The sequence below is a fragment of the Microcoleus sp. FACHB-1515 genome, from assembly GCF_014696105.1.
Taxonomy (GTDB): Bacteria; Cyanobacteriota; Cyanobacteriia; order Elainellales; family Elainellaceae; genus JAAUTJ01.
The window spans coordinates 88,236-100,812 of sequence record NZ_JACJPO010000022.1; the positions used below are offsets into that span (position 1 = coordinate 88,236).

Annotated in this window: 9 protein-coding genes; 5 read left to right on the top strand and 4 right to left on the bottom strand. The window is 53.6% G+C overall.

Translation table 11 applies throughout. The annotated features are described in order from the left end of the window. Nucleotides 1-135: 135 nt before the first annotated feature. From H6F67_RS07990 to map, 5 genes are all read left to right on the top strand, one after another. Nucleotides 136-729, top strand: coding sequence for a L,D-transpeptidase (locus H6F67_RS07990; protein WP_190765092.1), 594 nt, complete (start codon nucleotides 136-138; stop codon nucleotides 727-729). A gap of 65 nt (nucleotides 730-794) precedes the next feature. After that, on the top strand, nucleotides 795-1,589 hold the full coding sequence (locus H6F67_RS07995; RefSeq protein WP_190765094.1) for a cobyrinic acid a,c-diamide synthase: 795 nt from the start codon (nucleotides 795-797) through the stop codon (nucleotides 1,587-1,589). Between the two features lie 365 nt (nucleotides 1,590-1,954). Further along, the gene (locus tag H6F67_RS08000; RefSeq protein ID WP_190765096.1) at nucleotides 1,955-4,954 is read left to right on the top strand and encodes a PAS domain S-box protein; all 3,000 of its coding nucleotides are present in this window, start codon (nucleotides 1,955-1,957) and stop codon (nucleotides 4,952-4,954) included. Between the two features lie 79 nt (nucleotides 4,955-5,033). After that, nucleotides 5,034-7,619: a family 10 glycosylhydrolase gene (locus H6F67_RS08005; RefSeq protein WP_190765098.1), complete on the top strand. Its 2,586-nt coding sequence runs from the start codon at nucleotides 5,034-5,036 to the stop codon at nucleotides 7,617-7,619. A gap of 74 nt (nucleotides 7,620-7,693) precedes the next feature. After that, a complete protein-coding gene (map, locus tag H6F67_RS08010; RefSeq protein WP_190765100.1) occupies nucleotides 7,694-8,485 on the top strand; it encodes a type I methionyl aminopeptidase in 792 nt (263 codons plus the stop codon). Here the strand turns inward: map and H6F67_RS08015 are convergent. The 4 genes from H6F67_RS08015 to H6F67_RS08030 all read right to left on the bottom strand — a co-directional run bounded on the left by H6F67_RS08015 (nucleotide 8,482) and on the right by H6F67_RS08030 (nucleotide 12,249). After that, entirely contained in the window at nucleotides 8,482-9,381 is a 900-nt protein-coding gene (locus tag H6F67_RS08015) for a DMT family transporter (RefSeq protein ID WP_190765102.1), read from the bottom strand. The two genes, map and H6F67_RS08015, sit on opposite strands and share 4 nt — an antisense overlap. 35 nt (nucleotides 9,382-9,416) lie before the next feature. Then, nucleotides 9,417-10,940, bottom strand: a complete 1,524-nt coding sequence (locus H6F67_RS08020; protein ID WP_190765117.1) for an NAD(P)/FAD-dependent oxidoreductase — start codon at nucleotides 10,938-10,940, stop codon at nucleotides 9,417-9,419. 312 nt (nucleotides 10,941-11,252) lie between these two features. Continuing rightward, nucleotides 11,253-11,603: a hypothetical protein gene (locus tag H6F67_RS08025; RefSeq protein ID WP_190765104.1), complete on the bottom strand. Its 351-nt coding sequence runs from the start codon at nucleotides 11,601-11,603 to the stop codon at nucleotides 11,253-11,255. Nucleotides 11,604-11,700: 97 nt separating this feature from the next. Continuing rightward, the gene (locus H6F67_RS08030) at nucleotides 11,701-12,249 is read right to left on the bottom strand and encodes an HPP family protein (protein WP_190765106.1); all 549 of its coding nucleotides are present in this window, start codon (nucleotides 12,247-12,249) and stop codon (nucleotides 11,701-11,703) included. Between the last annotated feature and the right edge of the window lie 328 nt (nucleotides 12,250-12,577).

The window sequence follows — 12,577 nt, forward strand, 5'->3', positions numbered from 1 at the left end:
CAGCGCTCGATGTCAGACCTAATGCAGTTGCTTATAGTTCCCAAACTGGATTGATTGGCAAAATTTGACAAAAATTAACCTCTTGCGGGCAAAATCAGTTCAAAATCAAAGACGGTTGATTGACCGATGAGGAGTATGTACCGCTATTTCAAACTTCTGCTGTCGATCGGGCTGTTTGTCCTGCCCGTTTCACCTGCGATCGCCCAAGACGAATCGGTCATCCTCGATCAAAGCCTTTTTCCGCACGATGAACCGCCGATCGATGCTGACACGCCTGCTCGTCCTGAAGCTTCTCCTGAGACCAACGCTTCTGAAGCCACCACTTCTGAAACAGCTAGTGGAATACGGCTGCAAATCGATTTGAGCAGTCGGCGGCTGACGCTGTATCAAGGTGAGATGGAGCTGAGCCATTTTCCGATCGCGGTCGGGCGTGAAGGCTGGCAAACGCCGATCGGCGAGTGGGAAGTGCGCCAAATGATTCATGACCCTGCTTGGCGCAATCCGTTTACGGGCAGAGTAATTCCCGGTGGCGATCCAGAAAATCCGCTGGGCGACTACTGGATCGGCTTTTGGACAGACGGCGAAAACTGGATTGGAATGCACGGCACACCCAATCCTGAATCGGTGGGGCGAGCGGCGTCTCACGGCTGCATTCGCCTGTACAACCACGATATTGCGGCGCTATTTGCCCTTGTGAGAGTGGGAACACCCGTGATCGTTGTGCCTTAAATCCGGATTCAACGGTTGAAATTGGGAATCATAAAGGCAGAATCTCCGCGTTGCCGCCAGCTTGAATGAATTCTGATTTTCGATCGCCCCAACCCATCAATTCGCTCATCGCAACAGTCAATCATGTCCTCAACAAATTGCCTGCGGAAGCGCGAGCTTGGTTTGAAAGTTTGCCTTGGCATCAGCGTCGCTATCTATTATCACTTTGCCATCTAATTTGTGTTGCTTCACCCGAAGTTCAAGCGGAATTTTTGGACGACTATACGGCAGATGGACTCGTCTCGCGCAAGCTTGAAGACCGAGACACAAAACAGCGTGTTAAGTATTATCTAGAACAGTTTCAAATCGGCACTGAATTAACAGAATCCGTTCTGCGTAGCTATATTCGCCAGTTTTATGTTCACACCGCTCAAGATGCAAGACGACAGCCAGATTTATATCTTGAATCTGCGTTGAAATTGGTTTTCAGCACCGAAGAACATAATAGTGTATTTTGCTATGTTTTGGGTTTTGAACTGTTAAAAATGATGTTTCGAATGAGCTGGCTTCAGCATGAACGGCTCTATCGCCTTCAGCGCAATCAAGAAGATTTCATCAACACTTATATCAAACCAATTCAACACGCACATCGCATCAACGGCATTATTACACCCAAGGACGCCAGCTTGTTCTTTGCCAAGCGCAGCTATTTTGTGCAGCAGCCAGAAATGTCTGAGAAGAAACTAGTGGAGTTGGTAATGGCGACCTTTACAACGGATGTCACGTCTTATTTTGGCTTTTCGATAATTCGGCACGCCAATTCGATCGCGTTTGACTATGACTACATTTTTCAGGCGGAAGCAGAAGAGTTTTTTCTGTAGACGCGATCGCAACGGGCGATCACGCTAGGTAGAATTGCTGCTACTTGCTTGAGGTAACTGCAAAATCTAGCGAAAAGATTAAATTCTCCGATCGATCGCTCGGATTTCTGCAAAAATGCACTTGAATAAAAATTTAAGCAGCTTGCTTGAGCGATGCACGGATGAGCATTTTGAACGTGTTCAATTCGAGCTTGTTTGAATTAAGGGGTGCAATGGTTCCGCTGATCCCAAGGTGCGCTCGATCGATTTTGCCGATAATGGCTCGCAAGAATTTCTGAAAGAACAATAGCTAGATGTGAGCCGCTGTGCGTAGTGATTAGCGATCGCGCTGCCCAATGTCCATTTCCGCCTTAATCCCAGAAACAATGAGTGCTGCTTTAATTGAAGAAATCAATCAGCTCCAGTTTGAATTACGTCGCAGCAATGCTTTATTGGAAGCAATTCAAGAAACCTCGCTTGACGGTATTTTAATTGTGGATCGCGATCGCCGTGTCGTGTCGTGGAATCAGCAGTTCTGCCAAATTTGGAATATTTCAGAAGCGATTTCTGCGGATGACCGTCAGTTGCTACAGCAAGCGATAAAGCAGCTTGCCCAACCAGAAGCATTTTTAGCAAGAGTCGAGCAGCTATATGAGCAAATCAATGAAATTAGTCGCGACGAAATTGTGTTTAGAGATGGACGAACGCTCGATCGCTATTCGGTTCCCATCCACCTACCTGATAAAGGCTATTTTGGCAGAATTTGGTATTACCGAGATATCACCGCTGCGAAGCACCTCGAAGAGAATCGCAAGCAAACTGAGCGGATTTTGCAAGCAAGGGAATTGCAGTATCGCGACTTGGTTGAAACATCAAACAGCGTGATTGTGCGCTGGGATATTGATGGCAATATTCGATTTATGAATGATTATGGACAGCAGTTTTTAGGCTTTCAACCCGGTGAGCTAATTGGTCGAAACATCGTTGAAACGATCGTGCCGCAGATTGAATCATCGGGTCGAGATCTACATCAGCTCATCACCGGAATCTGTCAACATCCAGAGCAGAATTTGCTGAGCGAGAATGAAAACATTTGCAAGAATGGCGATCGCGTTTGGATTTCTTGGTCAAACAAACCGATCTTCGATCTTGATGGCAATCTTGTCGAACTTCTCTCAGTTGGAACTGATGCGACCGAGCGCAAACAAACGCAGCTCGCACTGCAAAAAAGCGACGCTCAACTTCAAGCGATCTTGAGCAATGCAAATGCTGGCATCTTCGCAAAAGATTTAGAAGGCCGATACTTGTTTGCCAATCGAGCATTAGCACAAGAGCTAAATCTTACGCCTGAAGAACTAATCGGCAAGACCGATTATGAAATTCTGCCGTCAGAGCTTGCTGATCGATATCGCAACACCGATCGTAAAGCTTTGGCTGCGGGAACAGCGATCAATTTTGACAATTATACGCCTGATTTAGATGAGCAAAAGGCGTTTGTCACGGTAAAATTTCCGCTGCTGAATGCAGATGACATACCGTATGCAATCTGCGGCATTTCAACTGACATTAGCGATCGTGTCCGTGCAGAAAATGCTTTACGCAATAGTGAATTAAAATATCGCAGTATTTTTGAGAATTCGCAAATTGGCATTGGACGATCGTGTCTGACCGGAAATGGGCGATTTCTTGATGCCAATCAGCGCTGTGCCGAAATTTTGGGGCATCAATCGGCAGTAGAATTAATTGACCGACAGTTTGCTCACGATTACTTTGTTAATCTTACCGATCGCCAATGGATAATTGATGAGCTAGAGCGATATGGGGAAGTCCGCAATTTTGAGGTAGCGCTGCGTCGTCCGGATAATTCCATTGTTTGGGTGCTGCTTTCGCTGCGGAAAAACTATCAGGAAGATTGCACTGATTTTGTGATTACAGACATTAGCGATCGCAAACGTGCTGAGCAAGAACTGCAAAATGCCAAAGAAGCTGCCGAAGCTGCTAATCACGCCAAAAGCGCTTTTCTAGCAAACATGAGTCACGAACTGCGGACACCGCTCAATGCAATTCTTGGGTTTGCACAACTGATGGAGCGCGACTTGAGCCTTAGCGATCGCCAGCGAGATGCGCTTGCCACAATTAACCGCAGCGGCGAACATCTGCTGAATTTGATCAACGATGTGCTGGAGATGTCGAAGATTGAAGCCGGACGGATTGTGCTGAATCCAGTGCCGTTCGATCTGCATCGGCTTTTGCAAACCTTGCAGGAAATGTTTAATGGGCGGGCGCCGACCAAGCGGTTGTCGTTGGAATTTGATTTGGCGGTGGATTTGCCGCGCTATGTGCGATCGGATGAAGGCAAACTGCGACAGGTGTTGATTAACCTGCTGGGGAATGCGGTGAAATTTACGGATGCAGGCGGCGTCCGGCTGTCTGTGAAAAGTGAGGAGTGCGATCGACTCACCCTCCAGTTTGAAATTACTGATACCGGATGCGGCATTGCTGCCGAAGAACAAGAAAGCTTGTTTCAGCCGTTTGTGCAGACAACCAGCGGTACAAGAGCGCGAGAAGGAACCGGATTGGGCTTGACGATTAGCCGCCAGTTCATTCATCTGATGGGCGGCGAAATTAAATTCACCAGCACGATCGCGCAGGGTTCAACCTTTCGCTTTCAGATTCCGGTGCAGCGGGTGGAGGCGATCGCCCTGCCCACGCCCACGCTCCAGCGGCGCGTGCTGCGATTGGCCGACGATCAGCCGAGCTATCGCATTTTGATTGTGGACGATCGCTCGGAAAATCGCGATTTGATGACGCAACTGCTGGAGATGGTCGGCTTTGAGACGCGCATTGCGATCGACGGACAAGCAGCGATCGCACAGTGGCAAGCGTGGCAGCCGCACTTGATCTGGATGGATATGCGAATGCCCGTGATGGACGGCTATGAAGCGACACGCCGCATTCGACAAGCGCAAACGCCAGCCACCACGCCGACGATCATCGCTTTGACTGCCAGCGCGTTTGAAGAACAGCAGGCCAGCATTTTGGCGGCGGGCTGTGATGATTTTGTGCGTAAGCCATTTCGCGAGGCGGTGCTCTTTGAGAAAATGACGCAGTATCTCGGAGCGCAATATGTCTACGAGGATGCCAGCGAATCGAGCAGCGATGAAGCGCCCGTTCACTTTTCGCTGCTGCCCGCCTCACTGCTCATCATGCCTGCTGAGTGGCTGGGCGAACTGCGGCAAGCAGCGTTTACCGTTGATGGCGATCGCATTTTCCAACTGATTGAAAAAATTCCCGCTGAAGAACAATCGATCGCCGATCAGTTAACCGAACTGGTGCGCCGCTTCTGCTTTGATGAAATTCTAGAGCTAGTTCCAGAAGAAATTTAATCCCGTGCAATCGAGGGTGCGGCTTGGCTGCCACAGTCAAAAAAGCTACGATCAATCGCGGAGTCTTTTCGCAAATTGCTTGAGCGTATTTTCTCACCGCCACTCGATCGCCCGCCTGGGCTATCTGCTGATCGTCACGTTGCTTGCGCCTGCGATCGCTCTGCCCGTTGCCGCCACTTCTCCGCCTGTGATTCAAGGTGTGCGTCAAGCGCCTGTGGTGCTGGGCGTGGTACGCAGTGCCGACAATGCGGCGCTGTGGCCGAATATTTCTGCTCGGTTGCAAGGCAGCGAATATCGCGTCATCGATTGGGATCAGGTGCGATCGCCACAGGATCTCGCCTCGGTAACCGTCCTGTTTTTGCCCAGCGTTGAAACGATCAATTCCGCGCAACTGCTCGCCCTTGAAGCCTGGATGGGACAAGGTGGACGAGTGATTGTGACCGGAGCGATCGGCACGCAGTCGAGCTATGGCGTGCAGCAAGCGTTGCGATCGATCTTGGGTGCCTATTGGCAGCAGCCGATCGAGCAGCCAACTGTGTTGACGCTGCCGCGCCGCCGCACCGAACTTTGGGTGCAGCAGGGCGATACGCGATCGGCAATCGTGGGCGGCGTCTTGGGACAAAGCGGCGTGGCTAGCGAGTCGATCGCCACTTGGGGCAGTGCGAATCAAGCGGCGATCGTTGTGACAGGGCGCAGCGTTTTTCTCGGCTGGGAATGGGGCGAAACATCGAGCGAGTTCGATCGCACCTGGTTTCGAGCGGCGATCGGACGCTATGGCAGTTTGCAGGCAGGACGCGCGATCGAACCGACTCCCACTGCTCCCACCGCTGCGATCGCCCAGCCCGTGCAGCCGACACCTGCTCAACCCACACAAGATCCAGCAGAGCAGGTTGCGCCCGCTCAAATGCAAGTGCAGCCGAGCGGCCAGCCCATTTCTGCGGCGGAAGCGATCGCCATGCAGCAAGAACTCGCCAGCCTGATCGGACGCTTCGAGAGTGCGCTGTTGGCGGGTGCGTCGGCGGAGAGTGCGATCGATCTGGCGGCGACCGAAGAAAAATCGCCGGACGCAAATGTCACGCCTGTCGGTCATTCTGCCCTGACGCAAGCGCGAGAGATTTTGGCGAATTTTCCACAACTGGTGCGCGATCGCAACTACAGCACCGCTCGTCAGCAGTGGATTTTGGCGCGGCGAACGCTGTGGGACAACTTTCCGACCGATCGATTGATCGCGCAGCCGGAAATTCGAGCGATCTGGCTCGATCGCGGCACGATCGTCGAGGCGGGATCGCCGGAAGGGTTGGCGCAAGTGTTCGATCGACTGGCCGCAGCCGGAATCAATACGGTTTTCTTTGAAACGATTAACGCCGGATATCCGATTTATCCCAGTCAAATTGCGCCTCAGCAAAATCCGCTGGTGCGCGGCTGGGATCCGCTGGCAGCAGCGGTGGAACTGGCACATGCCCGCAACATGGAGCTTCACGCCTGGGTGTGGACGTTTGCAGCGGGAAATCAACTGCACAATCGGCTGGTGAGTCAGCCCAGCAGCTATCCTGGCCCGATTCTGGCCGCGCATCCCGACTGGGCAAACTACGACAATGCGGGCAACATGATTCCGGCAGGGCAAACCAAGCCGTTTCTCGATCCGGCGAATCCGCAAGCACGGCAATATTTGCTGAATTTGTTTGAGGAGATCGTGACGCGCTACAACGTCGATGGCTTGCAGTTAGACTACATTCGCTATCCGTTTCAAGATCTAAGCGCCAACCGCACTTATGGCTATGGAATCGCTGCACGACAGCAGTTTCAGCAGCTTACAGGCACAGACCCGATCGCTCTGACGCCGCGCAGTCCGCTGTGGTCGCGCTGGACGCAATTTCGGATCGAGCAGGTCAATTCGTTTGTGGCGCAAACAGCGCAACTGCTCAGATCGCGAAGCGCTCCCGGAACGGTATCGCGGCGATCGAATTTGATTCTTTCCACTGCGGTTTTTCCCCTGCCGACAAGCGATCGCCTCAACCGCATTCAGCAGAACTGGGAGCTGTGGGCACAGCGGGGCGATGTTGATTTGATTGTGCCGATGAGCTACGCGATGGATACGAACGGACTGCTGCGATTGGCAAGTCCCTGGTTGACACGGGCGGATGTCGGGTCGGCTTTGGTGTTGCCCTCGATTCGGCTGCTGAACTTGCCAGAGGCAACCGCGATCGATCAAATTCAAGCCCTACGCGATCTGCCCGCAGGCGGCTACTCGCTGTTTGCAGCGGAAAACCTCAGTGCCGGACTGCAAATTGTGTTCGATCGCACGCAGGGGCAAGCGGCTTCACCGATTCCCTACCGTCAACCGTTTCAAGCAGCAGCGTTGCGATATGCGGCTCTGACTCGCGAATGGAGCTATTTGCTGGGACAAAATCAACTGGTAATTTCGCCCGATCAGCAGCAGGTGTGGCGATCGCAAGCTGCCGCGCTGGGCGAAGCGCTCGATCAACTGGCGGCTGATCCGTCTGAGGCGAATTTAGATTTGGCGCAGTCGCGATTGCGTCGCTTTCAGATTGCGTTTCCGGGCTGGATGCCAACATCAGACAGCTATCGAGTCCGCACCTGGCAAAATCGACTAGGGGCGATCGCCGATTTGCTGGCCTATGGCGATCGCCGACGTGAAGAGTAGCGCCTGTGTCACGGCTGCTCGCTAAGGTACGGCTGCCCGCTAAAGTAAAGATAAGTCATACCCTAAACATCGGCATGGATAACGAACGCATCGAATTACTGTCGCGCCGTGAAATTGAGAAAATGCGCGAAGCAGGTCAGTTCGCCGCTCAACTGCTGGCGCACCTAGAGCCAATGGTGAAGCCCGGAGTCAGCACGCTGGAACTGAACGATGAGGCAGAACGCTGGACGCAGGCAAGAGGTGCGAAAAGTGCGCCTTTGGGCTATCACGGCTTTCCCAAATCAATTTGCACCAGCGTCAATGAAGTTGTGTGTCACGGCGTTCCGAGTGCGAAAGACATTCTCAAGGACGGTGACATTATCAATATTGACGTGACGCCGCTGGTGGACGGCTATCACGGTGATACATCCAGAACGTTCATCGTTGGTGAGGCAAGTCCGATCGCCCGCAAGCTGGTCGAAGTCACCGAGGAATGCATGATGCGCGGCATTGCCGCTGTCAAGCCCGGAGGCAGAATTGGCGATATTGGTGCGGCAATTCAAGAATATGCCGAAGCAAACGGCTTTTCGGTCGTGCGTGATTTTGTCGGACATGGTGTCAGTCGCGTTTTTCACACCGCGCCGCAAATTCCTCACTACGGCACGCGCGGCAAAGGGAAAAAGCTGCGTCCCGGCATGGTTTTTACGATCGAACCGATGATCAACGAAGGCGGCTGGGAAGTGGTCAACACGCCGATTCCCGGTACAGAAATTACGCTGGGTGTCACCAAAGACGGCAAGCTGTCGGCGCAGTTTGAGCATACGATCGCCGTTACTGAAGAAGGCGTCGAAATCCTGACAATGCTGCCGCAGCTTGTCACCGTCTAGGCAGAAAACAGCAGCCAAACTCCCACTATCGCCACAACTGCCCCCAGAATCGCTCTGGGGCTGACGCGATCTCCGGTGGCGATCGCCACTGGCAGCACAAACAGCGGACTTGTCGCGTTGAGCGACTGCGCGATTCCCGCTGCGGTGAATTTGAGCGCGATCTGCTGAAGCCAGATGCCCAAATATGTGCTGAAAAACGCAGTGATGGCGACAATGCTGAGCACGCGACGATTTCGCAATGGCTGCAATGCCTGCGCGGTTTGCCGCTGAGCCATCAGCCAGATCACCAAAATCAGCATTCCCGCCGTCAGCCGAATCAGCGTGCTCCACAGCGGGGAAATGCTCGTTTGAGAAAAAGCAGCTCTCGATAGAACCGCGCCGCCTGCCTGCCCGATCGCCGCCAAAATGCCAAACCCAATGCCGCGCCAAGGTCGCAGAATCTTTTGCTCGCTGTTTGGCGTGCGCTCGATCACAACCCAGGTCACACCCGCGATCGTCAGCGCAATTCCGACCCACGCCTGCCAGCCCAGCGTCTCCTGCAAAAAAATCAGTGCCAACACTGCCGTCAAGGGTGGAGCGAGAGCTTCTAGCAGCAGGGCGCGTCTCGCTCCCAGGCAGTAGAGCGCTTCAAAATAAGCCGTATCGCCCATGCCGATGCCGATCGCTCCGCTGACCATCAGCAGCAGAACCGCGATCGGCGTTGTATTCGGGGCAAGATCGCCGCTGAGCAAAATCGTCAGCAGTAGCAGCGCGATCGAAATCACGCCTTTTGCCAAATTGATCATCAAGGGACTGAGCGATCGCGCAATGCCGACATAAACGACGGCAGCGATCGCCCAAATCAAAGCAGAAGAAAGAGCAGCGAGTTCGCCGCGAAAATGAAGGAGATCGGACATGGGGTGTCGGGAAGCGAATATCGGCAGAAGAAACGTTAGACGCTGGGCTGAAGGCGATTCCAGTCTTCCAGCAGGGCGATCGAGCGATCTAGGGAAACCAGCGAATTGGCGCAGAGAATGCCAGAAGCGGCAACAGCGGGAACACCAATTCCAGGCAGAGTGCTATCGCCAACGCGAAATAGATTGGCGATCGGCATCCGCTGACTCGGAAATAAACCGTCTTTCGCGGCAATTCCGGCTCCATAGGTTCCCTGATGGCGGCGCAAATAGCGGGCATGAGTGAGCGGCGTGCCAATCAGTTCGAGGACGATGCGATCGCGCAAATCGGGAATCACTCGCTCCAAAGCGCGGTAGAGAGATTGGGCGCGATCGCGCTTGCGTTCTGCATAGGAAGCGTCGCGCTGCCAGTCAGCAAACGGTTCGAGCGTGTAGGCATGGACGACATGATGTCCGGAAGGGGCAAGATCGGCATCCCAAACGGAGGGAATCGAAATCATGCAGGTGTTTCCGGGTGTTGTCAGGTCGCAATCGTCTGAGTGAACGACGACGTGATGTCCCGTGAGATGTTCGAGACCGTCCGATCGAATGCCCAAATGCAGATGCATGAAGCTGTCGATCGCCGGAGTTTCCAGCGATTTTTGGCGAAAGCGATCGGGCAAATCATCAGGCTGCAAAAGCTGCGAATAGGTATCCCAAATCGACGCATTCGAGATGACGACATTCGCCTTGAGAACTTCACCATTCCGCAGGCGGACGCCGATCGCTTTTCCATCTTTCAGCAAAATTCGATCGACATGAGCATTCAGCCGCAGCCTGCCGCCCCAGCGTTCCAATCCTCGGACGAGGGCTTGCACGATCGCACCGCTGCCCCCAATTGGATAGTCGATCACCGAGTTCGATCGCTCGCCAAACATAAACGCCACTTCGGGGGCGATCGTGCCATCCGCCTTCAGCCCTGAAAGCAAAAAGCACTCCAAATCGATCAGGCGACGCACCCACGAATCGCGAATTGTGCGATCGAGCAAATCCCCGACCGAGCCTTGAATCGCGCCAATTTGCGGCAGCAGCTTCAGCAGCGAACCCGGATAGCGACTCAGCAGTGTGGGGATCAACTGCCAGTCCAGCCGCAGAGCGATCGTCGGAATATCGCGCATCGCCGCATACAGTTCCAGCAATCGCTGATTGAATCGCGCCAGTTCAATCGCCCCTTGCGGCGTGATCTCGCGCACCGCAGCCAAATAGCGATCGGCATTGCCATAAACCGGAAGCGTTCGATCGGGAAAATGATAGTGTCCAAACGGATCGTAGGCGATGGCCTCGATCGATTCACCTAGCACATCCAGCACCTGCCGCAGCGGATTGAGCGATCGCCGATCACTCAACCCACAGTAAAAAGACGGCCCCGAATCAAAGCAAAACCCTTGTCGCTCAAAGCTGTGTGCTGCCCCACCCGCGATCGAATGACTTTCACAAACCGTCACCCCCCAGCCATACCGCGCCAGCAAACCACCCGCCACCAGCCCACCAATTCCACTGCCAATTACGATCGCCGTTTCCATCACCGCCTCCCGCCAGTCCTTTGCGATTGTAGCGAGGGGATGAGGTGTCGGGTGTTGGGGATTGGGGGTCGGGGGTCGGCAAAAGGCAGACGAGCAGCAGGCAACGGTTCGGAAGCGAGGGTCGCGGTCGGCACAGCCAATGCGAAGCGCCACATTGACACCCACGAGTCGCCCCTTGCGTAGGGTGCAGGGAAATGCAATCTCCCTGCTGGGGTTGGAGGTTTGGAGGAGGGGTGAAACCCCTAACCTCCAATGGTTCGGAAACCGGAAGTAATTTGAAAGGCGATCGATCCTGCCACTTCCAAAAATCCCCTACCGAATCGCTCCGTTATAGTCCACACTCACCGCAAAATCGCCCTTCATCACCGTCACAACCGTTTCGATCGTCGGCACAGCCGCAGGCGCACCCCCCACAAACCGAAACACCCAGCGATCGCCCTGATCCGTCACAGGCAAAGTTCCCATTCCATGCATCGCCGCCTCCGCCCGATAGCGACTCAATCCCCCATTCGTCCGCTCCGCCGCCTGCCGCGCCAAATTTCTCGCTCGCAGCAAATCCCCTGGCTGCGATGGAACCACCTGCGCCACACTCGGCAACGGCTCAGACACAGGCGCAACCGACACAGGCATCAGCGCGATCGCCACTTCCAACAATCCAATCATTCAGTCTTGCCTAAATTCAACGCTCCCAGCTTGCCTAATTTCTTGGCAAATCGCCAAGCCTACGTGACAGAAAATCGCGATCGCTACAGTTCGATCGCTACAGCCAATGCTGCGGATAGCGGCGTCCGGGCAGCAAATTATTCAAAACCAGCGTACAGAGAATAATCACGATCGAGCCTGCCAAAACCGGAGTCCACAAAAAATCCCACGAAACGCCGCTCATCACTCCGACCAGCGCCACCGCCCCACCCGGCGGATGTAGCGTCCGCGTTAGCTGCATCAGCTTGATTGCCGTTGCCACCGCGATCGCCATCACCCAAGGCTCCGTGCCAAAAAGCTGCACAAACGCAATACACACGATCGCCCCCAAACAATTGCCACCGATGACATTGCGCGGCTGAGCCAAAGGGCTTTCGGGAATGGCAAACAGCAACACTGCCGATGCCCCAAATGGCGCAGCAATCAGCGGATAGCGTGTGTGAACCGAAAGATAAGCCAGTGCCGCAATCCCCAAAAAACTACCAATCCAGGAAAACAGCATTTGAGCGAACGAAAAGCGCGGCTGATAGGCAGCAGAAAATCCAGCCTGCAAATGAGCTACTGGCAGATTATGCAGCCGCTCTCGCAAAGGACTTGCCTTTTTCATATGAAAAAATTGGTTGAAGCTTGTTTGTGAAATGTTAATTAATGTCAGGATACCGTGACAATTCAGCCAAAAACAGAAAAATAGTATTTTCAAACACAGAATTTTCCTATATGTTTCCTTTAATTTCGCTTATGCCGTTTACGGCGTGAGATCGATCGCCCCCAGCCGACAGCCGCTCCTCAACGCCCGCCCCCTCAGGGCAAACGCATCTAAATTGAGGTTGGAGTAATTGGGGTAGGATGCAGGCTTACGCTAAATCTGCTCCATGTCATGGATGAATTGACGATTGCTCCGACCATTCTCAACCATTTTGCCAGCCTGGAAGATC